Source organism: Paraburkholderia ginsengisoli NBRC 100965, assembly GCF_000739735.1.
Taxonomy (GTDB): domain Bacteria; phylum Pseudomonadota; class Gammaproteobacteria; order Burkholderiales; family Burkholderiaceae; genus Paraburkholderia; species Paraburkholderia ginsengisoli.
In genome coordinates this window covers 209,391-233,017 of record NZ_BBJF01000004.1, presented here as the reverse complement: position 1 = coordinate 233,017, position 23,627 = coordinate 209,391, and the positions used below count along the sequence as shown (strand labels likewise).

General features: G+C 59.9%; 24 protein-coding genes. 18 read left to right on the top strand and 6 right to left on the bottom strand.

Annotated elements, in window-relative coordinates; translation table 11 throughout:
- Positions 1-176: 176 nt before the first annotated feature.
- From BGI01S_RS05145 to BGI01S_RS05125, 5 genes are all read right to left on the bottom strand, one after another.
- Positions 177-944 carry a bestrophin-like domain gene (locus BGI01S_RS05145; protein WP_042322983.1) on the bottom strand — a complete coding sequence of 256 codons (768 nt, stop codon included), beginning with the start codon at positions 942-944 and terminating at the stop codon, positions 177-179.
- 15 nt (positions 945-959) lie between these two features.
- Positions 960-1,295, bottom strand: coding sequence for a hypothetical protein (locus BGI01S_RS05140; protein ID WP_042322981.1), 336 nt, complete (start codon positions 1,293-1,295; stop codon positions 960-962).
- Positions 1,296-1,341: 46 nt separating this feature from the next.
- The gene (locus BGI01S_RS05135) at positions 1,342-1,878 is read right to left on the bottom strand and encodes a hypothetical protein (RefSeq protein ID WP_042322979.1); all 537 of its coding nucleotides are present in this window, start codon (positions 1,876-1,878) and stop codon (positions 1,342-1,344) included.
- 17 nt (positions 1,879-1,895) lie between these two features.
- Positions 1,896-2,168, bottom strand: a complete 273-nt coding sequence (locus BGI01S_RS05130) for a hypothetical protein (RefSeq protein WP_042322977.1) — start codon at positions 2,166-2,168, stop codon at positions 1,896-1,898.
- A gap of 71 nt (positions 2,169-2,239) precedes the next feature.
- On the bottom strand, positions 2,240-2,533 hold the full coding sequence (locus BGI01S_RS05125; RefSeq protein WP_042322976.1) for an H-NS histone family protein: 294 nt from the start codon (positions 2,531-2,533) through the stop codon (positions 2,240-2,242).
- 319 nt (positions 2,534-2,852) lie between these two features.
- On the opposite strand from BGI01S_RS05125, the gene pilL2 reads away from it, so the two are divergent.
- The 9 genes from pilL2 (at position 2,853) to BGI01S_RS05080 (ending at position 12,724) form a co-directional block, all read left to right on the top strand.
- Entirely contained in the window at positions 2,853-3,479 is a 627-nt protein-coding gene (pilL2, locus tag BGI01S_RS05120) for a PFGI-1 class ICE element type IV pilus protein PilL2 (protein ID WP_084585273.1), read from the top strand.
- Between the two features lie 53 nt (positions 3,480-3,532).
- Positions 3,533-4,126, top strand: coding sequence for a hypothetical protein (locus BGI01S_RS05115; RefSeq protein WP_052400419.1), 594 nt, complete (start codon positions 3,533-3,535; stop codon positions 4,124-4,126).
- Positions 4,123-4,878 (top strand): TIGR03759 family integrating conjugative element protein, encoded by a 756-nt coding sequence (locus BGI01S_RS05110; protein WP_042322971.1) that lies wholly within the window; start codon positions 4,123-4,125, stop codon positions 4,876-4,878. The genes BGI01S_RS05115 and BGI01S_RS05110 overlap by 4 nt, the downstream gene beginning before the upstream one ends.
- Positions 4,863-5,432, top strand: a complete 570-nt coding sequence (locus tag BGI01S_RS05105; RefSeq protein ID WP_042322969.1) for a lysozyme family protein — start codon at positions 4,863-4,865, stop codon at positions 5,430-5,432. The genes BGI01S_RS05110 and BGI01S_RS05105 overlap by 16 nt, the downstream gene beginning before the upstream one ends.
- Positions 5,433-5,578: 146 nt before the next feature.
- Positions 5,579-6,133: an integrating conjugative element protein gene (locus tag BGI01S_RS05100; RefSeq protein ID WP_052400418.1), complete on the top strand. Its 555-nt coding sequence runs from the start codon at positions 5,579-5,581 to the stop codon at positions 6,131-6,133.
- Position 6,134: 1 nt separating this feature from the next.
- Positions 6,135-8,291, top strand: a complete 2,157-nt coding sequence (traD, locus tag BGI01S_RS05095; RefSeq protein WP_042322967.1) for a type IV conjugative transfer system coupling protein TraD — start codon at positions 6,135-6,137, stop codon at positions 8,289-8,291.
- A complete protein-coding gene (locus tag BGI01S_RS05090) occupies positions 8,288-9,037 on the top strand; it encodes a TIGR03747 family integrating conjugative element membrane protein (RefSeq protein ID WP_042322965.1) in 750 nt (249 codons plus the stop codon). The genes traD and BGI01S_RS05090 overlap by 4 nt, the downstream gene beginning before the upstream one ends.
- A gap of 81 nt (positions 9,038-9,118) precedes the next feature.
- On the top strand, positions 9,119-9,430 hold the full coding sequence (locus tag BGI01S_RS05085) for a hypothetical protein (protein WP_042322964.1): 312 nt from the start codon (positions 9,119-9,121) through the stop codon (positions 9,428-9,430).
- A gap of 777 nt (positions 9,431-10,207) precedes the next feature.
- Complete coding sequence (locus tag BGI01S_RS05080; RefSeq protein ID WP_052400417.1) at positions 10,208-12,724, top strand: ATP-binding protein; 2,517 nt, start codon at positions 10,208-10,210, stop codon at positions 12,722-12,724.
- A 196-nt stretch (positions 12,725-12,920) separates the two neighbouring features.
- On the opposite strand, the gene BGI01S_RS05075 is transcribed toward BGI01S_RS05080, so the two are convergent.
- On the bottom strand, positions 12,921-15,167 hold the full coding sequence (locus BGI01S_RS05075; protein WP_042322963.1) for an AAA family ATPase: 2,247 nt from the start codon (positions 15,165-15,167) through the stop codon (positions 12,921-12,923).
- Between the two features lie 695 nt (positions 15,168-15,862).
- On the opposite strand from BGI01S_RS05075, the gene BGI01S_RS05070 reads away from it, so the two are divergent.
- The 9 genes from BGI01S_RS05070 to BGI01S_RS05030 are packed head-to-tail and all read left to right on the top strand — an operon-like array spanning position 15,863 to position 23,614.
- Positions 15,863-16,222 (top strand): integrative conjugative element protein, RAQPRD family, encoded by a 360-nt coding sequence (locus BGI01S_RS05070; RefSeq protein ID WP_042322962.1) that lies wholly within the window; start codon positions 15,863-15,865, stop codon positions 16,220-16,222.
- Positions 16,219-16,452: a TIGR03758 family integrating conjugative element protein gene (locus BGI01S_RS05065; protein WP_042322961.1), complete on the top strand. Its 234-nt coding sequence runs from the start codon at positions 16,219-16,221 to the stop codon at positions 16,450-16,452. Before BGI01S_RS05070 ends, BGI01S_RS05065 begins: the two co-directional genes overlap by 4 nt.
- A gap of 16 nt (positions 16,453-16,468) precedes the next feature.
- Positions 16,469-16,825, top strand: coding sequence for a TIGR03745 family integrating conjugative element membrane protein (locus BGI01S_RS05060; protein ID WP_042322960.1), 357 nt, complete (start codon positions 16,469-16,471; stop codon positions 16,823-16,825).
- Positions 16,826-16,835: 10 nt separating this feature from the next.
- On the top strand, positions 16,836-17,258 hold the full coding sequence (locus BGI01S_RS05055) for a TIGR03750 family conjugal transfer protein (RefSeq protein ID WP_042322959.1): 423 nt from the start codon (positions 16,836-16,838) through the stop codon (positions 17,256-17,258).
- A complete protein-coding gene (locus tag BGI01S_RS05050) occupies positions 17,255-17,947 on the top strand; it encodes a PFL_4703 family integrating conjugative element protein (protein WP_042322957.1) in 693 nt (230 codons plus the stop codon). Before BGI01S_RS05055 ends, BGI01S_RS05050 begins: the two co-directional genes overlap by 4 nt.
- A complete protein-coding gene (locus tag BGI01S_RS05045) occupies positions 17,944-18,852 on the top strand; it encodes a TIGR03749 family integrating conjugative element protein (protein WP_042322956.1) in 909 nt (302 codons plus the stop codon). Before BGI01S_RS05050 ends, BGI01S_RS05045 begins: the two co-directional genes overlap by 4 nt.
- The gene (locus BGI01S_RS05040; RefSeq protein ID WP_042322954.1) at positions 18,842-20,305 is read left to right on the top strand and encodes a TIGR03752 family integrating conjugative element protein; all 1,464 of its coding nucleotides are present in this window, start codon (positions 18,842-18,844) and stop codon (positions 20,303-20,305) included. The genes BGI01S_RS05045 and BGI01S_RS05040 overlap by 11 nt, the downstream gene beginning before the upstream one ends.
- Entirely contained in the window at positions 20,286-20,732 is a 447-nt protein-coding gene (locus BGI01S_RS05035; RefSeq protein ID WP_042322952.1) for a TIGR03751 family conjugal transfer lipoprotein, read from the top strand. The genes BGI01S_RS05040 and BGI01S_RS05035 overlap by 20 nt, the downstream gene beginning before the upstream one ends.
- Positions 20,732-23,614, top strand: coding sequence for a conjugative transfer ATPase (locus BGI01S_RS05030; protein ID WP_084585272.1), 2,883 nt, complete (start codon positions 20,732-20,734; stop codon positions 23,612-23,614). Before BGI01S_RS05035 ends, BGI01S_RS05030 begins: the two co-directional genes overlap by 1 nt.
- The last annotated feature ends 13 nt before the right edge of the window (positions 23,615-23,627 follow it).

Below are 23,627 nucleotides of genomic sequence, written 5' to 3'. Positions count from 1 at the left end.
TACGTGATAAGTACTGTTACGGGAAGGTGACGAGGTCTGCATCAGCTCATCTACGACATCCACACACACCACGGCGCCCGTGACTCGATGATAGTCGGCTGCTCCTATAGCTATCGGGGCGATTCGTGCTGGCGCGTCTGTTGAATACAGTTCCCGGGTTGGCGATGAAATCAGGACTATCGCGACCACGACGTCACATGGATAAGTGCATTCTGCATCGGGATCGGCGATATTCTCAGGAGGCCGTGAAATGGATTGTCCATCGCCAGGACCAGGAACACGGCGCCTCCAATGGCACATGCACCGACCAGAAACGCGGTAACTACCGTTGCATTCTGTGGCGCATTGAATCCAAAGCTCGCGAAAATTACCGTAATCCACGATACGAGCACGACCAGGACGATCGGGCGAATGTTCGGCCCCTGGTGTTCGATCAACTGCCATCGTTGCCGAATCAACGACGTGACAATCTGCAGTGCCTGATCCTGAAGCCAGTGTTGACCCGTATCCACCGGCTGCAGCGCGCGAATCTGCTCTCGAACGTGTTCCAGTATTTGCCCTGTCCGCTCGTCGGCCAACTCTGCAGGAGCCTCGTCTGTTGGCCAAATGTCCTGAATCGTTTGCACCGTAAAGTCTCGCAGCAGCCCTGCTGGAATCGCCGCTGTCTGCCCGTAGTCGCGCAGCGTTTCACTGAGCAGGATCACATCAGCTGAAAAGCTGCGGACATCATGGTCCGTGCCGTCCGACGATGCCTTCGCCGTCGAAATCAACAGTCCAAGCACGAGTGACGCCAGGACCGATAGCATACCGATGGCCAATCGAACGACATCACGGGTTTCTGTCGTCTGGTGGGTCTCTGGCAGCAAACGGTGCAACACAATTCCGCCGACGCCCCCAGCGAAAACGAGGCCCGCGCAAAGCGCGCTTGTGACAATGGGATTCATGGGGTTTGTCCGTTATTACCCGACCAATTCCAATTTGCGCGACGTGCGCGCTTCCAGTTGTGGTGGTGTGCGCGCGATGCCCCATGCCTGGAGTAGCCCGTCAAATGACGGAGCCGCCGCGGTCTTGAGGACCGGCAGTGCCTGTCCCGTCAACCGGTACTGGACTCTCGCGTTCGCACTTGCATCAGGGCGCTTGACCCGTTCGAGCACGCCGTGCCGCACACCGTACTGGACCGCATCAGAAGCGTCGCGCGAATTCATTACGCCGTTCGCCGCGATCTGAGCAACCGTAGCGGGCTGATGTTGATGCAACCACTGAATGAGCTTTTGCGCATTGTGGCGTGCCTTCATGACTGTCTCCATATGTTCGGTTCCGCCCAGTTTTTCCAAGTCGAAATTACAGGGCTGTAACGCAGGACGTATATTCCCTGGCGAAGGCAATCACATCAAGTGTGGCCTTCCACTGGGTCCGTCCTTGCAGGCCGTAGAGGTAGAGTGCAGGTGTGAAATATGGCCGTCCTTCCGCGGTGTGCTCAACGTCAAATCGGCGGCGTTCGGCGTGAATCAGTTTGTTGCACGCCTCGCGCAGCTCTAACGGACGCCATACATCCGGGGTCTGACTGTCAGGCACAAGGGTCCCGCACGCCCCGGCGACCAGGTCCAGCGGGCGATTATTCGCATCGTCCACTACCCGAGCCGTGATCGCCAGTGTCAGCAATATTCTCGATATTTCATCCTCTTCGACCTGCTGCAACTGAAACACTGGATCATGTCGTTCCGCAGCATGTCCGGTCGCAGCCCTGATAAGGTCAGCGAAGCCCCTACTGGCAAGGAATATCGAAACCAGCCTGTGCAGTTCTACGAGCGTGGCGGGAACGTTTGGCAGATGCCCACGCCTTCCGACCTCTTCTTGCGGCGGGATAAATTCAGCCATGTCCCCTTCTCTGTACCTTAGCTTCGGGCGAACCACGAAGGCACTGTGTCGCTGTCTTCTCTCAGATTCGCCAGCATATAGTCGCAAAAATCGATTGCTGCTTCGATCGCCGACAGGCCATCTGGAATCCGTTCACTCGCGTACAGCGCATCCCCCAATGTTCCGAGCGTCCCCGATGCTGAAATGATGTGGCGGTTTGAGATCGCGTTGGAAGGCTCTAATGACAGGTTGATCGCGTTTGCCAGGAGTGCTGTCTGGACCGCCCAGAGAAACTGCTGTTGTTTGCTCATTTTGGCTTGTGTGTTATTGCATACAGGCTGACGTGCGGGACCCATCGCGCGTCGTCGTCTTTTCCGTCGGCTCAGGGGTTAATCAAAAACTGTTCGCGCGGCTGCCCTTTGATCCACAACGGCTCACGGCCCATCCCGCCCCACGTCGCGCCGGACGCCGGGTCGCGATATTTGGCGGGCCTCGTTCCCGGTTTCGGGCCATATTTTGCACTGGATCGCGAAAACACTTGCTCAGGTGTGAGCCCGTACTCAGCAACTACTTCGCGGACCCTACTGATTGCCGCTGCGACTTCCTGCTCCCTCGCCGCCTCGATTTGTCTTTGAAGTTCCTCGCGTTGCTTCAGGAGTTCGCGATAGCTTGCCATTCAATTCTCCTATTTTTACTTACGTGTTCGATGGGCATATGCGTGGTTTTCCGCGCACCTTCGGCGACAACTTCATACCATACCTGTTACCTATTCTCATAATGATAAAGGCAGCCGTGGGATCGGGCAAAGTTGGCCCCTTCGTGTCTGGCTCTACTCCCCCATGTTCGACGTTGGACGGCACCGAAGCGGGCAAGTGTCGCTTGCCGTTTCAACCGACGCGCCTGCCAGGAATGCGGTATCGACCAGTGCTCATTCCTGGCTGACGCACGTGTACTGTGGAGCGAAGGTGGCAACTGGACGTTCCAGGAACCCGCCCATGCGCGCCATGACCCGATCCGGCCGATGCCGGAACCTCACCCGTATCGCGGCCCTATGGGCCGCCATCGGCCTGAGCGCCGGATGCACGAGCCCGTCGCCCCATTCTCCGGGCGCTACCGGACAACGCGAACCCGCTTGGGCACCGGAGGCCACCACGGAGCGCACCACGTCGATCCCTGTCATCCGCTCGGGCCGCTACACCCTCGTTGAACTCGGTGCCGATGCCGGACAGCATGACCTGCTGCAGCAGGTGGTGGATATCACCATGCCGGGTGCCGTCAGCGCCACGATTGGCGATGCACTACGGTATCTGCTCCTTCGCTCGGGATATCGGTTGTGCGAAGACGCTAGCGCCGGTCCGCCTTACGCCCTGCCCTTGCCTGCCGTCGACCTGCGTCTCGGCCCCATGACGCTGCGCGAGGCCCTACAAACGCTGGCGGGTCCCGCATGGCAACTCCAAAGCGATGATTCGACGCGCACGATCTGTTTCGCGCGCGCTGATGCAGCCGGTGTAACGCCGTCATCAACCGCGCCAGCGTCGGTGCCGTCGGCGGCATCCGCCCCTGCGATCCCGGCTCCGGTCGTACAGGCCGCCCCTCTTTCAACGAAGGAGGCTCAGCCGTGACCCTTCCACCTCCTGTCGCCTCCGCACTTCGTCCTCGAACGCTCCGCGTGGTCATGGCGAGCTGGCTCATCCTGATCAGTATCGCAAGCGTGGTCGATCATGTGGCGTTGTCGCGCTTGACCCAACGCACGCAGCAAAGCGTACAGGTGGCCGACATGGCCGCCTTGCAGCGTCGGCAGTCCGCCCTTGAGCAGCAGCTCGCCCTTCTCAAACAACGCCCGCCCGCCGTCAGCCCGGTCGAGCTCGCTAGCGCACGGCAAGCGACGGATGACCGTATGGCCAGGGTCGAACACGCGCTGGACACGCGCGCGAGTGCAGACGCATTCACGCAACTGGAAGCCAGGACCAGCCAGATCGAAACCCAGCTGGCTGCGCTTCATCAGAAGCCCGAGCCGGTCGCGCCGCGCCGTCGCGCCTCACCCAGGATCGTCACGCCCCCCTTCGCCCTGCGCGGCATCGAGCTGCGCGGCGGCGAACCGTTCCTGTCGATCGCACCGAGCGCCGCCTCGCCACTGAGCGAAGAGCGGCTATTACGCGCGGGCGACAGTGACGGCAACTGGTTGCTCGAATCGATCGACGGCAAGGCCGTGACCTTCCGGATGAACGGCCGGGCGTATCCATTCCCTGTGCCTGGAAATACCCCATGATCCGCTCCCCGGTTCACTCGCGCCTGTCCGCCACGGTGCTGATCGGCGCGTTGAGTGCGGCGTGCCCGACCCTCGCCCAGCAGCCCCGCACCACCGACACCCGAGTCACGTCAAGCCAGATGCAGGCGTCGCTCAGCACGCGCCCCGATGAAAGCGCCGCGCGTGCGTGGGGCTTACGCCCCGAGGAATGGGCCCGCTACGGGGAACTGATGCAGGGTCCGCTGGGCGTCACCGCCCCCAACCTCGACCCCCTCACCGCTTTAGGCATCGAGGCACGCTCGGGCGCCGAGCGTCAGCACTATGCGGAATTGCAAGTGCAGTTCGAGTCGCAACGCGTACAGAAGGAATTGATCTACCAGCAAGCCTACGATGCCGCCTGGAAGCGGCTCTATCCGGCTCTGCAACCGGTCAATCTGGCGAGCGCCGGGCCTTTCACGGCAATCGCGGCAACCGCGGCGCACGGTGAGGCCGGGCGGCTCGCTGTCTTCGTCAAGGCCGACTGTCCGGCATGCGATGCGCGCGTGCAGCAGCTTCAGTCGGCAGGCGCGGCGTTCGATGTTTATCTGGTGGGCAGCCGCCAGGATGACGCCCTCGTACGCGTATGGGCGAAGCACGCCGGTATCGATCCTGCCAAAGTCCGAACACACACGGTAACGCTCAATCATGATGCCGGTCGCTGGTTGTCGATTGGCGGCCAGGGCGAACTGCCCGCCGTCGTACAGGAAGTCGGCGGACAATGGCGCCGGCAGTAGCGCGGCGCCTCGCCGGCGTGATCGGCCTGTTCGCGCTGGCCTGCCATGTCCCGCCAGCGGCAGCGTACGACGTGCCGCCTCCGGCCTATCAGCTCGCGGCTTACGAGGCCGGCGTCCCGTCGTCCGTCCTGTTCGCCATCGCGCTGGAAGAAAGCGGCATACGCCTGCGTGGCCGGTTCATTCCGTGGCCGTGGACGCTCAATATCGCGGGCGCGCCGTATCGCTACGCCACGCTCAGCGCCGCGTGCACCGCTTTGCAACACGCGCTCGCATCGGTCCCCGCGACCCGTATCGACGCCGGCCTCGGTCAGGTCAATCTGGGTTATCAGATGCGCCGCTATGCGCAACCCTGCGAGTTGCTCGACCCGTACCGCAATCTTGCCATCGCCGCCGCCATCCTGCGCGAGCTGCACACGCCGGGAGACGACTGGCTCGTCGCCATCGGCAAATACCATCGACCGGCGGGAGGCGACAAAGCCGCGCGCTACCGCCGCAGCGTGCGACAGCACCTGGTGGGTGTACTCGACGGCAATGCCGCGCTGGGCCGCCCCTGAACCGATTTTTGTCCACATCGCCATCAGCGCGTCAATCCGGTAGGACGACGTTCCCGATTGACCCAGGTAGGCGGTCACTCATCAGCGCACCATCCGTGCACTGTCTGATCAACCCACGAACGACATCACCTGGAGGCTGCCACCCCATGTTAGACCGTCATCCCTGGTTACGGCGCCTGCCGTGTCTGATTGCCGTGAGCTGCGTATGCGCTCAGGTAAATGCCCAGGCGATACAAAACCCGCCGGTCGTCGTTGAAGATCACGGTGGCGTATCCGCACTGCCGTACTACCGCGCGCTGAATCTGCTACCTGACGCAGTAGCGACACCCTCCACCACCGCGCAACCTTCGGCGCCACCCACGCGCGCATTCACGGACGCCGACATGCTGCCCGTCCACTCGGCGCAGTTGACGCCGGGCAGTGTCGCGCATCGGCCAATCCAGGCGCCCGGGCTCAGTCCGGTTTTTGTCATCGGTGACGATGCCCGTTCGCGAGCCTGGATACACCACAGGCTCGACACGCTCCGCAAGCTCGGGGCCGTGGGTCTGGTCGTCAACGTCGAATCGCCCGCGGCTCTGGATGACCTGCGACGTCTGGCACCGGGCCTCACCCTGGCGCCCACACCCGGCGACGATCTGGCACAACGCCTCGGACTTCAGCACTATCCGGTGCTGATCACCGCCACCGGCATCGAACAGTGACATGGCACAACGGCATGCGGTCGAAGTTCTGCTGCGCCCGGCCGTCGAGCTTTACACCGTCGCGATCTGCGGTGCCGCCGCCGCTCTCTGTCTCATCGCCCCCTGGTCACTGGCACTCAGTCCGGCCCTTGCCATCGGCACCGCGCTCGCCTTCCTGATCTTCGGCGCCGTGCGATGGCGCGAGGCCCGAGTGATCCTTCGCTACCGCCGCCATATCCGCCGTCTGCCTCACTACGTAATGACCAGCCGCGATGTGCCGGTCAGCCAGCAGCGACTGTTCATCGGGCGCGGCTTTCATTGGGAGCCCCAGCACACGCACCGGCTCATGCAAACCTACCGGCCCGAATTCCGGCGGCTTGTCGAGCCGACGCGAGCCTATCGCACGGCCCGACGGCTGGAGGCCCAACTGGAATTCGCCCCGGCGCCCCTGGCGCGCCTGGCCCGCGCGACCCGCTGGGACAGCGTGCTGAATCCCGTACGCCCACTGCCGCCCCTGGGCGGTCTGCCGCGCCTGCACGGCATCGAGCCCAACGAGATCGACGTCACCCTGCCGCTCGGCGAGCGGGTTGGCCAGACACTGGTGCTGGGCACAACGCGCGTGGGCAAGACACGGCTGGCCGAACTCTTCATCACCCAGGACATTCGCCGCAAGGTCAACGGCGAACATGAAGTGGTGATCGTCTTCGATCCGAAGGGGGACGCCGATCTGCTCAAGCGCATGTACGTCGAAGCGAAGCGCGCCGGGCGCGACGGCGAGTTCTATGTGTTCCACCTCGGCTGGCCGGATATCTCAGCCCGCTACAACGCCGTTGGACGGTTCGGACGTATCTCCGAAGTCGCCACGCGCATTGCAGGACAGTTATCGGGTGAAGGCAACAGCGCGGCGTTTCGCGAGTTCGCCTGGCGGTTCGTGAACATCATCGCTCGCGCTCTGGTGGAGCTGGGACAGCGCCCGGACTACCTGCTGATCCAGCGCCACGTGATCAACATCGACGCGCTGTTCATGGAGTATGCCGCGCAGTTTTTCGCCAGAACCGAGCCCAAGGCCTGGGAAATCATCGTCCAGCTCGAAGCGAAGCTCAACGACAAGACCATCCCGCGCAACATGATCGGCCGGGAGAAGCGCGTTGTGGCCATCGAGCAATACCTGTCGCAGGTGCGGGTCTACGACCCGGTGCTCGACGGGCTGCGTTCGGCGGTTCGTTATGACCGTACGTACTTCGACAAGATCGTCGCGTCGTTGCTTCCTCTCCTGGAAAAGCTCACCACAGGCAAGATCGCCCAACTGCTCGCACCGAACTATTCAGACCTGAACGACCCGCGCCCCATCTTCGACTGGATGCAGATCATCCGCAAACGCGCGGTCGTCTATGTCGGCCTCGATGCCCTCTCCGATGCGGAAGTCTCCGCGGCGGTGGGCAATTCGATGTTTTCAGACCTGGTATCGGTGGCGGGGCACATCTATAAGTTTGGTATCGATGACGGTCTGCCCGGCGCCTCCACCAGCCAGCGGATTCCGATCAACGTCCACGCCGACGAGTTCAACGAACTGATGGGCGACGAATTCATTCCGATGGTCAACAAGGGCGGCGGCGCCGGTATTCAGGTCACGGCCTACACGCAGACGCTTTCGGACATTGAGGCGCGTATTGGCAATCGTGCGAAAGCCGGCCAGGTGATCGGCAATTTCAATAACCTGCTGATGCTGCGCGTGCGCGAGACCGCGACGGCCGAACTGCTGACCCGACAACTCCCCAAGGTCGACGTGTATATGACCTCGCTGGTTAGCGGCGCCACGGACAGTTCCGATCCACACGGCAATACGGCATTCACCTCGAACACGCAGGATCGCGTGACGACCTCGAGCGTGCCGTTGATCGAGCCGGCACACGTCGTGTCGCTGCCCAAAGGACAATGCTTCGCGCTGATCGAGGGCGGTCAGCTCTGGAAGGTCCGTATGCCACTCCCGACACCCGACCCCGATGAGGCCATGCCTAAGGATTTGCAGGAATTAGCCGCCCGTATGCGCCAGCACTACGTGGAGGCCGGCGAGTGGTGGGACAGCCGTGCCCTGCCCGGCTTGCAGGACCAGACGCTGCCCGCCGACCTGATCGATGATTTCCGGCAGATGGCGACCGGTGACGCGCCGACGACATGAGCGATCCGGCCGCCACTGCACAGCGGGAGCAGGTTCGCCAGCAATCGCTGATCGCCAGCCTCATCACGCTGCCCTTCCGTCTGTTCGGCGTGATGTGCGGATCGCTGATGGTGTGCATTCTCGTCGAATGCGTCGGCATGCACTTTTTCTGGCCTGCACAGGGCTGGCATCACGCCCAGGGCATGCTGGACTTCGAGATGACGCAGATTTCCCGTGCCTTTACCCGCAGTGTGCTGATTCATGAACCCGGGCGCACGGCGCACTGGCTGATCGAGCGCGGCTACGACTGGCTCTTCGTGAGAAGCGGGCTACTCGACTGGATTCGCCACGCGTCGACACGTTCGGGCGCCGCCAGCCAGCACCGCTCACCGGACCTTCGCTACTACCTGAGTCAGGTTGCCGTGCATCTGGAGGACTACATCCTCGCCGCGGCCTATACGGTGCTGGTGTTTCTCGTACGACTTCTCATCCTCGTCATGGCGCTTCCGCTCTTTCTCGCGGCAATTTTCACCGGCTTTATCGACGGGCTGGTCCGCCGGGATATCCGGCGCTTCGGCGCCGGGCGCGAATCGGGATTTTTGCATCATCGCGCGAAGACCACGCTGATGCCGCTGGTGGTGCTGCCTTGGTTCGTCTATCTCGCGCTGCCCGTGAGCGTCCAACCGCTGTGGATTCTGCTCCCGAGTGCTGCACTGCTGGCACTATCCGTTGATGTCACCGTCGGCAGCTTCAAAAAGTACCTGTGATAGCAAGGCTCATCCAGTCTCTCATGTCTTTGCAGGTCGGAAAGGTATTTTCTTGCCGCTGCATTTTCCCGGCTTCTCGGGATGGGAGGTTCATGGAGCCCGCAAGACGTGTATGACTTCATGGCGCCGCCCGCCTCGTTCGCGTGCTGGGCATCGGGTCTCGGCAACGAAGGAACCGTCTGGCGATTCGAAGGCGAGAATGGTCCCATGAAGATTCGCTTCACCGAACCTAACGCATACGGCGTACTCGATCGCTATGTCGGACTGCTCGACGGCAGCGAGATTTACGTACCAACGCGCGCTGTTGCAAATGGTACGGGTACCGAAGTGATGTGTACGCTGTTTCGCGTGCAAGGGATGAACGGTGAAAAATTCGCCGCCGACACGGAATAGGTCATGCGCGGCCTGAACAGGCTGAAAGAACTGCTCGAAGCGGAGTGATCCTGGCGATGCGGAATCGTGCGAGTTTATGCTCAGATCGTCTTAGGCCCAGCGCTTCAAGCAGCCGAGTCAACGTATCCGGTGTTTCCCTCTCCACTACGATTGCGTCCGCTGCCGGAATCGCCACGGTCATGAACGCCGATGCCGCGTTGCGTTTCTCCGCCTACGCCAGCACGATCGTCGCGGCCGCTTTCTACATATCTAATGGCTCGCTCCAAGTCGACAGGTGCCGAATGCGTTTCCTTCAATACCTGATCGCCTTAGCTCAACGTCAGACCGGGTCCGGCCAACTGCTAGCCTTCCCCAATCCGACAGAATGGTCAATTGAGCGTCCAGTTCGCCTTAAAAACTGCCTGACAGCCTACGCGTGCTGTTCGGCCATTGCCGTCATTCGAGTATCGGCGTTGGTCAGGCGGCTATGGATCGCCTACCTGCCATTCGCATGTCGGCGGATGCGAATGACCGGTCTCACCACGAGCGGATGCGTACTTGCGACCCGGAGCAGTCCGTCGACCCGGTGTGGCTCGTGAAGCAGCTTTGATGCTGGAACGGCCGTACGAGCAGTTGTGTCGGCCGGCAAGAGTTCGGCCATGACTGACGTTCGCGAAGATAGTCAGCGATCAACTTCGGAGGCTCGGCGGAGCGTCGAGCACCAGATCCACCGAAACGAAATGGTGAGCTATTATCACGGGGTAAGTGTGAATAATAAGCGAACACTCCCGGGGCGCCATGAAAGACCACAAGACATCGAAAACAGACGACAAGCTGGAACAACTGAGAAGCGTGGAGCAGTATGCATCGCAAAGGGACATAAATGAAGCGGAAACGCGTCACAAGGTCATCGACTTCATTATTCACGATTTCCTTTCATGGCCAAAAAATCGAGTCGTCGTCGAAGAGTTTATCGCCCCGGGTTTCGCAGACTATGTACTTAAGAAGACGAACGGCGATGATTTGCTTTTCATCGAAGCAAAGAGGGCAGGCGTGTTCTTCGAATTGCCGATTCCGCACGCGGCTGACGAGACTTCCTGCTACATCTCAATCGCTAAGCTACTGAGCGACTCAGATATTAAAGCAGCGATGCAGCAGGTGAGAACGTATTGCTTTGATAGTGGATGTGAATACGCCTGCATTACCAATGGATTTGAATGGATTTTTTTTAAAACTTTCGAAAAAGGGAAGCGTTGGGAGTCGCTGCAGGCGTTTGTGGTGCGAAATCTCGGTTTTTTCGTGCAGGAGTATACCAAGGCGACAAATAATCTGTCTTTCGTTGCCGTCACCGAGCGCTCCTCTCTACCAACACTGCTTAGTAGCGCTCCGCCGAAGGACCGGAATGTCTATTATCCAAAGGAAAAAATCTCCTCTTATTCGCACACAATTACAGCAAACCGCCTTGCGATCAAGCTTCGTCCAATTGTGAATCGATATTTCGGCGTAATCAAGGACGATGACACTGAGTTCATGGAGCGATGCTATGTGTCTCAGCGAGAATACCTAGGCACGTCGGACGGGATGCGGTCGCTAATCCATGATTCACTCTCCCCGTTTTTCGAGTCTTTTGGTGTGCAGCAACTCGAGGATACGGGGAAAGGTGGCCGGCTAGGCGGACGATTGACCAAAAATCTGAAGCAAAATCGTAAAGGCGAGGTGCTGGTCCTGTTCGGGGGAAAGGGCGCTGGAAAGTCGACGTTTATAAAACGACTTCTACATCACAACGCTCCACGTTGGCTGAGGGAACATGCGGCTATAGCGATTGTCGATTTGCTCAAAGTGCCAGAAGACATTGCCGTCATTAGATCCGCTATCTGGCAGGGTCTGGTTAAGCAACTTGACACGGAAGGCTTGTTGGATGCCGATCGAGATACACTGACGCGCGATCTGTTTTCAGACCGGTTTTCGACTGCACGAAAGCAGGATCTAGCTGGACTTCCAGTGGCATCTGAGGCGTATAATTTGAAACTGAACTCCCTGATCACAACATGGAAGCAGGACATGGCCTACTGCGCGGAGCGGTTGGTCAATCATCTGGCTACAAAAGAGCGAGGTGCAATCGTTGTTATCGACAACACCGACCAATATTCGTCAGAGATTCAGGATTTTTGCTTTTCATCCGCGCAAGAAATATCTGATCGCCTAAAATGTGTAACTTTGATATCGATGCGCGAGGAGCGCTTTTTCGACTCCAAAATTCATGGGGTGTTGGATGCCTTTCAGAATTCCGGCTTTCACATTAGTTCACCTCGCCCAGCGGAAGTGTTCAAAAAGCGCCTCGACTATACGGTAACGATCCTAGAAAAACGCGAACCCAATGAGGACGATGAACTTGGTCAAGCCGATCTTGATTTTATCAAGGACAGCGGAACCTACCTTAAAATTCTAAGTCGTGAATTTTCGAGCGACAGATCACCTCTGAATAATTTTTTGACTGCTTGTGCACACGGCGATATACGTCTCTCTCTAGATCTTTTCCGAAGTTTTCTGTTGTCTGGTTACACGAACGTGGACGAGATGATCTCCAATCGTACTTGGAACTTTCAGGTTCATCAGGTCATCAAACCAGTGATGATCCCGAACCGTTATTTTTACGAAGAGTCACTGAGCGATATTCCCAATATCTACCAGCTCAGATCGACGCGCCATGGCTCTCATTTTACTGCGCTACGAATTTTGCGAAAACTTGCAAAGGGAGTTGACCCAACTGCGCCGTCATATTTCGCAACTGCCGAATTGCGAGCCTACTTCGCAGAAATTTTTAGCATGCAGGAGGATTTCGAAAAAAACCTAGACGTCCTGCTACGTCATGGCTTCGTGGAGTCCGATAATAGACTGGATGCATATTCTGAATCTGTCGATCGCATTAAGATCACCGCCTATGGTTTATATATGCTTGGCGATCTTGCCTACTATTTCACATACCTCGATTTAATATGCACTGATTGCGGTATTTTTAGCGAAGAGACCAGCAACTACCTAACAGAAGCGGCACGAAAGGAATATCAATTTTTCACGCGAGGCGAGCGCGTGGAGCGGGTAAAAGTTCGGCTAGAGCGGGTGGAGAAATTCATAGAATATCTGAAACAGGAAGAACTCCGCGAGCGCGAAATGTACTCACTAGGTATGCCGGAGGAGGATATGTTTTCGACGAAGGCTGAAACTAACTTCAAGACAGAGAAGACTCGCGTGCTCAAAAGTGCAAAACGGCAGAGTTTCAAGCAGCAACCTCGTCGGCCAAATGGCGCAACATAAGCTGTTTTTGTAGCGCTTACAGTCGGCCGCAAGGCGACGCCCGACGCCACCGTTACCGAGACATTCGGGTGTCCGGTCGCACTGGCGGATTCAACCGGTCGTTCAATGCGACCTTTTCTAGCCCCTGCGCGCGTGAGCGGCGTGCTTCGCGACAGCGCGAGAGCCGCTCTTAGATCACGCGCGTGACAACCATCGATCACGTTAGGGAGGCCTTCAAGGCATCGTAGTGCAACGGATCCTTTTCGAGCAACTCGAAAAGATCAGCGACGACATGCTCGATGTCGCAAATCAAGTCTGTGTTCTTCGACAAGCGCTCGATGTCGTTGAGATGGCTGAAATAATGCAAAACTTTGAGAATTCGTTTCGACTTCTCCTTTCCAAACAAGGTGTCGACGCGCTGATCGACGGTTCCGTCGACGAAATGCGGGATGCGGGCGTAGCTATAAAGCTCCACAAATCGCCGCACTGCGTTCGGCACAGCGAGCAGTGTTTCCAACTCACCTTTGTCCGCGCTATTGTGGAAGTTGTGAACCACGCTAAAAAGATAGTGATATTCCGAAGAATATTTGAGGATCGAGGCTGGAAGATTCGTGAACGAAGAAACAGTCGGTGACAGTTTCCTCGTTTGGAAGTAGCGTCTTTTGCTCTTCGCTGGCAATTCGCGAAGAAGCGAGAAAAATTCAAAATTGTGCGTGGAAATGAAAAGCTGCGCGCAGGCGACTTTCCATTCTCCTTTTGGCTCGTCTTGCTTGAAGAAGGTTTCTCGAATGATCGAATTGACTTGGAAAATGTGATTGCTGTCCAAGCTGGAAATAGGATCGTCTATGTAGACCAACGATTTTGAGATATCTTCTAGCTCGTCCAGCTTCGTCAAGAAAAACGCGAAGGCGATGGCTGTCTTTTCGCCTTCGCTAAGGTTTTTCGCGATCGCCTCTCGGCGAGCGAGCCGGAACCGGTCCGACTCCCCTTCCTTGACCACCTTGATGTGGAGCTCGTCGCTCCCAAGTAGATTCGAGATTCGGGCATTTATCATCTCTCGGCCTTTTTGCGCGAAGCTGATTTGAGCTTCCAGCTCCAGACTTTCGGCTTTTAACGCTTTTCCGATCTTCTCCATCCTTTCGCGATGCGCGACATGCAGAGCGAGACGCTTCGCGACGCCCAAGTCGCGTTCTGCGGCGAAAAACTCGGCGGCAAAATGCAGTTTCGCTTTTTTTACTGCGCCGGCTTTCAGCTTACCGAAGCTCTCGCCGATCGCGTTGTTCGCCGCCACGATTTCATTGAACGCTGCCACTCGTCGAGCCACGTTTCTCTCAGGTTCGTCCGATAATTCTGGAAGCTCCATTCCCTCGAAACTCGACGCCAGCTTGCGAGCCATTGATGCGGAGAGTTTGAGTACCTGATCGTTGAAGGCGCCGACCGCACCCAGCAGTTCTCGATGCGCTTCGCTTGCTTGCTCGCGAAAGTCTGGATAGAAACTCGATTTCTGTATAGGCGTTAGCTCCAACTGCAGCAAGTCGACGGACTTCTTGGCGACGCTCAGTTCGTTCTTGAAATTGAGAAGATCTTTGGAGAAGTGAGCGCGAAGCGCGCCCATGCGCTCGCTGGTCAGTTCCCCGCTGCAAAATTCGCAAGCTGTCGCCTCGCTGTGCAGTGTCAGCCCGTGCTCGACCCAATTGGCGACGGCGGGGTTCTCCCTAAGGTATTCGATTGTGCTCGACAATTGCGGTACTCTTTGAAGCAGCGGCGTGCATTTCGCGATCGACCCAGAAAGCGTCGGCTGAAGGCGCACGAAAGGCATCGGTTCAAGCTTGTCTTTGTCCGAAGCGAGGGCTTGTTTCAGACACGCTGCCAAGTCCTCTTCGCTGAGTCGCGCTGCGGCCGCTTTGCCTGCATCAAAGCTAGCTAGCAAGCCGTTGAGGTGCGAAGCGGTAAACGCTTCGACCAGCGAAAGGCGAATCTTGATCTGTTTGGCTCCAGCGGTCCGATCTTGGCTCATCCGCTGTTCGGTTTCATCGATCAACCTTCGGTGTTTCGCATATGCCATCCGGCACCGTTCAATGAGTTTCGCATTCGCCGCGATTTTGTTTTGCGCCTCAATAGTGTCTTCGCCCAACAACAAAATGGGGTGAAACGTCGCTCCGTTCCAACTCAAATTTTTCTCAACAAAATCCGAGTTGAACACTCGGGCAACGCCGCCGTAAGCGCCGACGTTGGATTGATTGACCGATGAGCCGTCCTCGTCAACCAACGCGAATTGCGCTCCGGGATAGTCCTGGTGAGCCGCCTTTGTTTCTAGGCACTGGAAGAGCCTCGACAACGTCGTCTTGCCAGAATAATTCCATCCGTAGATGATGTTGACCGCGCCAAATTCGTTTAGGCCCGCTGGTTTCGCGTAGTCGTCGAAAACACCAAATTTTTTGATTCGCGACAAACTGTTGATCATGATATTCCACTCTCAGTTTATTTTCTTATTGAACGAGGGAGTGAAAAATCTCCTCGCTTTCTTTTCTTCGATCCTAGCAAAATCGTCGACAGTCTTGGAGAATTTATCGAAGGCATGGCAGGCTAGGCGGCGACAAGGACGCCAAATTGACCTAATTCTACGCTTTGGATAAGGAGCTACCGCTCAGGCGGTGAGTCACTGCCGACGGTCAAAACATCAAAATGGTCTTAGCTTGCGCTGTGATCTTTACTTTGAACCCATTGAGACCGTCATCGGCATCATGTGGCGGAGAGTGGTGGAACGTGTAAATTCCCCGAAACTGAAAGCTGCCGTCTGCCGCACGGCGCCGACGCCCTCAGGAATCCGCCGCATTTGCGGACGCAGAACCCAGCCCGGCCCAAAGTCCGCAAAGGCCGACTTGTTGTCCGTGAGTGACAGTACGCGCGACTGCACGACGCCGACACCTGCCGTTGCGCCTCTGACGGCTCGACCATCTGCGCGGGAGCATTGCAGGCCGTACGGCTATCCTGGACTTCGCTGTGAATAGCTCCCTTAGTTGAAGAGGGGTCGCGCAGCCGACCCGGATAGCCGCCGAGTTATCGAGAACACGGTAGCACGCCGTTTCCTATTGTTCGCAGCGCCGCCGAATATCTCGTCTCACGATCACATCACTCCAACCACCCTGGAACGATGTGATGAGCCTGATGCGCAGATCATCGATCGCTCACCTTGCACTGCAAGGCCTGCTGCTCCTGACACCATTTGCGTGCCCTCACCTGGTGGCCGCCGCCGATGGCGCGTCCGAACACGCGCAACTGGCCCTGCTCGTTCGCCAGCTCGATCTCGCGGATCGCCTGGCCGACCAGGCCGCCGCGGTGGCCTCGGAAAGCAACGCCCGCTATCACTTCGACTACGCCCGCTTGCGTAACGACATGAGACGCGTTCGCACGGGAATCCATGACTACCTCACCCCGGCGCGAGCCCAGCCTCGCGACCCAGTCGACCTCGTCTGCACCTACCGCGACGAGCGATCGGGCGACGGGAATACGCAATGAACGCGAACCAGATGACCGCCTTTCAGGCCAACGGCGGCTTCGCGCCAACCGACTGCGCCACCCTGCTCCTGGGCAGCGTGTTCGTCGTGCTCCTTCTCTGGGGCGTATGGGCCATGCGTACCGCGTACGTCGGCTGGGCCGAACACCGAATCAGCCAGCGCCAGTTCGTGACCGTCGCAGCGCGCTTCGCTGCGATGTACGTCGTGCTGACGTTCCTTCTGTTGTCGTAACCAGGACACCATCACCATGAATCACCCTCCGCGCTTTGGTCGGCTGACCTTGCAGCTATTTTTCCCGGGAGTCATCGTCGGGCTGCCACTGACAGCCCACGCCGCATTGCCCACCATCGAGGCTCCCACGCGGGGGACGGGCACCGGCATCCTGCAAACGATCCAGAACTATGGCTACGACATGGTCATGCTGGTCGCGTTGCTGGTAGTCGCTGCGATGTTCATCGGGGTCTGTTACCACGCCTACACGGCGTATTCCGAAATTCATACGGGCCGCAAGACCTGGGGCCAATTTGGTCTGACGGTCGCCGTCGGCGCGGTGCTACTGGTCATCGGGGTCTGGCTGCTCACGACGGCCACCGGCATCCTGTGAGGTGGCACACATGTCAGGCGCGACCGATCCGCTCGACAACGGCACGGTGACCTTCCTGCCCCATCGCCTGAACCGTCAGCCGGTTATCGTACGCGGACTGACGGCCGACGAGCTCTGGGTCACCGTGGGGTTATCGGCCTGCGCCAGCCTGCTGCTCGGCATCCCGTTGGCCTGGTTGACCCGCAGCCTCGCGGTGGCGCCCACGCTCATCGTGGTCGGTGTCGCTGCCGGTGTGTTCATTGGCGGCGGCGTACTGCGGCGGCGCAAGCGGGGGCGTCCCGATACGTGGCTCTATCGGCACGTGCAATGGTGGCTGCGGTGCAGCGCGCCCCGGCTGTCTGCTGTCCTGGGTGGCCGCGATCTGATCACCCGCGCCGGCTACTGGACCACCCGCAGGACAATTCTCATGACCACCCGTCGGGGTCGGTCATGAGCCGCTTCAGGAACGAAGTCGCGCACCTGCAGGCCCATGTCCGCACGCTGCGCCTGGGCGCCACCGCACTCTTCGTGCTGGCGCTGGCGTTGGGCGTCGGCTGGTGGAGCGCCCCCAAGAATCTCACCATTCATGTCCCGCCCGATCTGCGCTCGGGCAGCGTGCGCAAGTGGTGGGAAGTCCCGCCCGAATCGGTCTACACGTTCGCGTTCTACATCTTCCAGCAATTGAACCGCTGGCCGACCAACGGTGAAGAAGACTACGCCCGCAACATCCGCTCGCTGTCGCCGTATCTGACACCGGCCTGCCAGAACACGCTGCAACAGGATTTCGCGTTCCGACGTGATAGCGGCGAGCTGCGTCAGCGCGTGCGCGGTATTTATGAGATCCCCGGGCGCGGCTACGGCGATGATCCCACATTACGCGTCAAGGAGCTGTCCGACCATGACTGGGTCGTCACGCTCGATGTGACCGCCGACGAGTACTACAGCGCCGAGCACGTCAAACGCGCACTGGTGCGCTACACCCTCAAGGTCGTACGCGATGACGTCGACCCGGAAAAAAATCCGTTTGGTCTCGCGCTCGACTGCTACGCCGGACCGCCGCAGCGCATTGCCACGCCGCCACCGGCAGCGGCCTCCGCGCCCGCTGCCAGTACAGCGGCCAGCACCCCGGGAGGTTTGCCATGAAACACCCTGCCCTGTCTGTTCTGACAGGCGCCGTCCTTGGGCTCGGCCTCGCGTCCAGCAGTCACGCCGTCGAAATCCTGCATTGGCAACGCATGCCGCTTGCCGTACCGCTGGTGGTCGGCCAGGAGCGCGTGATCTTCGTGGATCACAACGTGCGTGTGGGCGTTCCTCCCTCGCTTGCCGATCATTTGCGGGTACAAAGCGCGGGCGGTGCCGTCTATCTGCGCCCCAGTGCTCCGATCGAACCCACGCGGCTGCAACTGCAGGACGCCGATACCGGCGCACTGATCCTGCTCGACATCGCGGCAGAATCCGCCAAACCCGATCAGGAACCGCTGGAGCCCGTGCGCATTGTCGAGGATGCGGCGGTGGCGAAACAGTACGGCGAGGATGGTCGCACCGACGCAGATCGGCCGACGTCTGCCTCCACGCAGGTCGCACCAGAAACACCGATTCCAGTCGTATTGACCCGCTACGCGGCGCAAAGTCTTTACGCTCCCCTGCGCACGGTCGAACCGGTCCACGGCATCACGCGCGTCAACCTGCGGCGTGGTCTGCCACTGGACACCCTGCTGCCCACGCTACCTGTCCGGTCAACCGCGTTAGCCGCATGGCGGCTGGACGACGACTGGGTCACGGCAATTCGCCTCACCAACACAACATCGAACTGGTTGACGCTCGATCCACGCGCACTGCAAGGCGATTTCGTGGCCGCCACCTTCCAGCATCCCACGCTGGGACCGGCCGGCCAGTCCACCGATACCAGCGTGCTGTATCTCGTCACCCGCGATCATGGCGCAGCCGATGCGCTGTTGCCATCGATCAGTGCCATCGACGCCACGATCAACATGCCGGCTGCTGCAGGTGCTGCCGGGCCCGTGCACGGAGGCGGTCATGAAAAGTAATGGCCTGCTGAAGTGGCTGATGCTGCCCGTGGCGCTGCTGGTGATTTTTGTGGGCATCAAGCTGTTTTCGGGGCACGCAGCGAGTACGGCAGCCAAAACCACCAACAGTAATCAGCTCACGCCGGACGAGATGAAAGCGCTGGGTATCGAAGGCGATACACCGCGCGATACTGTCGCGACACTGGTCGGCCAGGTCAAGCAGTTGCGCGGCGAGCTGCAAACCGCACTGACCGACAACAAGGATCAGAAAGCCGAGAACGAGCGGCTGCATCAGCGCGAAAGCGACATCGACCAGCGCGTGCAGAGCGCGCTGAACGGCGAACACGATCGCCTGAAACAGGACAGTGAACAGGCCGCCAGCGACAAACAGCAGACCCAGAGTCTGCTGCAGGATATGCAACACCGGCTCGATGGCCTAGGCAACAGGACAACGTCATCCGATCTGCCGGTAGGCCTCGGACTGCAGGATGGCGATGGTAAAAACTTCGCGGGTGACAGCCTGACGTGGATCGATCCACAGGACACCAAACCATCGGACAGGCAGCACACCGCATCCGGCACATCGTCATCAGGAAGCAGCGCTGTCTTCCCCACGAGTTTTGGTCCCGCTCAGACCTCTCTTGATCAGCCGGGCGAAACCGTCCGCCATCACGATCACGACACCGGCGAGGACACCGGGACCGATCTCACCCCGGTCTACACCATTCCTGCGAACGCGACCCTGATCGGCTCGGTCGCGATGACCGCCCTCATTGGGCGTGTACCCATCGATGGCACGGTCAACGATCCGTATCCCTTCAAGGTACTGATCGGGCCGGACAACCTCACGGCGAACGGCATCGATCTTCCGGACGTCGCCGGCGCCGTGGTCAGCGGCACCGCCTCGGGCGACTGGACGCTCTCATGCGTGCGCGGCCAGATCCGCTCGGTCACGTTCGTTTTCAGGGACGGCACCGTGCGCACCGTACCGGAGAACGCCGGCGAGCAGAACAGCAGCACCGACAACACGACAAAAACGGGCAACGGCCCGATCCAGGGTGGCTTGGGCTGGATCAGCGATCCCTACGGGGTGCCCTGCGTGAGCGGCGAGCAGCGCAGCAACGCGACGCAGTACCTGGGCTCCCAGGCACTCATCACCGCTGCGGGCGCAGGCGCCGCGTCGCTGATCAAATCGGACAACGGCAGCGTCTCCTATATGAGCAACAGCAATGGCTCGCTGGGCACCGTGGGCATTTCGGGTAACGAGGCAATGGGTCGCATCCTCGCGGGCGGCGTGGAACAGATGTCGCAATGGGTCAACAAGCTCTACGGCCAGGCCTTCGCCGCCATCTACGTACCGCCTGGTGCCAGGATCGCGGTGCATATCGACCGGGCGCTGAACATCGACTACGCGCCCAAAGGCCGCCGCATCAATTATCGCCTCGGAGACAGTCATGCATCGGAACTGGATTAACGCCTTGCCCGCGACGCTGCTCGCGCTGACCGTCCTGCTCATGCTGGGCGGCTGCGCGAGCAGCAAGGAGAAGCTGCTGCCGCATGGCGATGCCACCATGCTCGATGTCTGGAACCAGCAGACCGGCGGCAGTGCCGCAGGCGACCAGGCTGCCCGGCAGTTGCTCGATGCGCGGCAAGCGCTGCGACGCCCCCTGACGGCGTCCGACTCCGGTTCAGTCAGCGCCACCAACGCGGCCTACACCCGCACCGCGCAGAACGAGATCTACCAGCAGTTTCATCGCCTGCCGAACCCCGACATGGTGATGTACGTGTTTCCCCATCTGGCCGGCACCGATCCCGTGCCAGTTCCGGGCTATACCACGGTGTTTCCGTTGTACCAGCGCGTGCAATACGCGATGCCCGGCGAGCGGACCGAGGCATATTGATGCGCCGCGCCCTGCTCGACCTGGTTCGTCGACACAAACAGCGTACGCTCACCGCGCCGGACAAACCCGGGCCGGTTGACGCCTGGGAACGCTACGTGGCAAAGCTCCGGGCGCATGGGTTGCCTGAGCCGGGCGTGCGCCCAACCACCCGGCACGTACCGGCAACGCTCGCTGACGAACAGGCTCTCTACGATGTCGCGCCGTCGTTCGTCGATCAGTTGCCGTGGGTGGAATACCTGCCGTCCTCAAGGAGCCTCCTGCTGGACAATGCCGAATCGGTGGCAGCCTTCTTCGAGCTGATGCCGGTCGGCACCGAGGGACGCGAACCCCAGTGGCTGTCGCAGGTGCGCGACGCCCTGGAGAACGCGCTGCAGGACAGTTTCGACGAGCTGGAAGAGCGGCCGTGGGTCGTTCAACTGTACGCGCAGGACGAGACGGACTGGGAGACCTATCTCCATACGCTGCGTGGCTATGTTCAGCCGCGTGCCCGGGATAGCGCTTTCACAGAGTTCTACCTGCGCTTTTTCCAGCACCATCTGCGCGCGATTGCAAAGCCTGGAGGACTCTTCGAGGACAGCACCGTCACACAACTGCCGTGGCGTGGCCAGATGCGGCGCGTTCGCATGGTGGTCTACCGGCGCACGGCGGGTCAGCCATCGCGCCGTGGTCAAAACCCCGAGCAGGCACTGAACACCGTCTGCGACCGGCTGCTGGGTGGCCTTGCCAATGCCGGAGTTAAAGCACGACGGCTGGGTGCCGCCGACATTCACGACTGGCTCCTGCGCTGGTTCAATCCTGATCCCTCGCTATTGGGCACGTCGGCCGAGGATCGCGAACGGTTCTATCGCGCGGCAGCCTACCCCGAGGAGGCAGAGGAAGGCGAACTGGAACTCGCGAGCGGCACGGATTTCACCCAGCGCCTGTTCTTCGGCCAACCGCGTTCCGATCCGGACAATGGCGTGTGGTGCTTCGATGGCATGCCGCATCGCGTGATCGTCCTCGACCGGTTACGCATGCCGCCCACCACCGGGCACCTGACGGGCGAGACCCGCAAAGGGGGCGACGCCGTCAATGCGCTCTTTGACCAGATGCCCGAAGACACCGTGATGTGCATGACGATCACGGTGACCCCGCAGGACACGCTGGAAGCCCATCTGAATCATCTGAGCCGCAAATCGGTCGGCGAAACCCTCGCGTCTGAACAGACCCGTCAGGACGTGCAGGAGGCTCGCGCGATCATCGGGCGATCGCACAAGCTCTACCGCGGTGCGATGGCCTTCTATCTGCGCGGACGCGATCTGGATGAACTGGATGGGCGCTGCCTGCAACTGGCCAACGTGATGCTCAACGCCGGGCTGCAACCGGTGCGCGAAGACGATGAAGTCGGACCGCTCAACAGCTACCTGCGCTGGCTTCCGTGTGTCTACGACCCGGCGAAGGATAAACGCCAGTGGTACACCCAGTTGATGTTCGCGCAGCATGTCGCGAATCTCTCGCCGGTGTGGGGACGCAGCCAGGGCACGGGACACCCCGGCATCACGGTCTTTAACCGCGGCGGCGGCACGATCACGTTCGATCCGCTCAACCGTCTCGACCGGCAGATGAACGCCCATCTGTTTCTGTTCGGGCCAACCGGGTCGGGCAAATCGGCGACCTTGAACAACATCCTCAACCAGGTCACCGCAATCTACCGGCCGCGCCTGTTCATCGTCGAGGCAGGCAATTCGTTCGGCCTGTTCGGTGACTTCGCGCAACGGCTGGGTTTGACGGTCCACCGGGTCAAACTCGCACCGGGCGCGAATGTAAGTCTTGCACCATTTGCCGACGCCTGGCGCCTGGTCGACACCCCGACGCAGGTCCAGACGCTCGACGTCGATGATCTGGACGAGACGGCGCGGGAGGCGAGCGACGGCGACGAACAGCGGGATGTGCTGGGCGAGCTGGAAATCACGGCGCGGCTCATGATCACGGGCGGCGAAGACAAGGAAGAGGCACGCATGACGCGTGCTGATCGCAGTCTTGTTCGCCAGTGCATTCTGGACGCGGCGCACCGCGGCGTCGCCGAAAAGCGGACAGTGCTCACCCAGGACGTACGCGACGCACTGCGCGAACGCGGCCACGATCCACACCTGCCTGAGCTTCGCCGCGCCCGCCTGCTGGAGATGGCGGACGCCATGGATATGTTTTGCCAGGGTGTCGACGGCCAGATGTTCAATCGGGCTGGCACCCCCTGGCCCGAAGCCGATATCACGATCGTGGATCTGGCGACCTTCGCGCGCGAGGGCTACAGCGCGCAGCTCTCGATCGCCTACATCTCGCTGATCAACACGGTCAACAATATCGCCGAGCGCGATCAGTTCCTTGGCCGGCCGATCATCAACGTGACCGATGAAGGTCACATCATCACAAAGAACGCGCTGCTCGCCCCGTACGTGGTCAAGATCACGAAAATGTGGCGCAAGCTCGGCGCGTGGTTCTGGCTCGCCACGCAGAACATCGATGACCTGCCGAAGTCGGCCGAGCCGATGCTCAACATGATCGAATGGTGGATCTGTCTGTCGATGCCGCCCGACGAGGTTGAAAAAATCGCGCGCTTTCGTGAACTGAACCCGTCGCAAAAAGCGTTGATGCTCTCGGCGCGCAAGGAAGCGGGCAAGTTCACCGAGGGCGTGATTCTCTCGCGCTCGATGGAACTGCTGTTTCGCGTGGTCCCACCCAGCCTGTACCTCGCGCTCGCGATGACCGAGCCCGAAGAAAAGAACGAGCGCTATCAGTTGATGCAGCAGCTCGATTGCAGCGAACTGGATGCCGCCATCCGGGTGGCGCAAAACATCGACCGGGCACGCGGCATCGAGCCCCTGCCGCTGGACCGGTTCGACTAACGACTGGAGACGA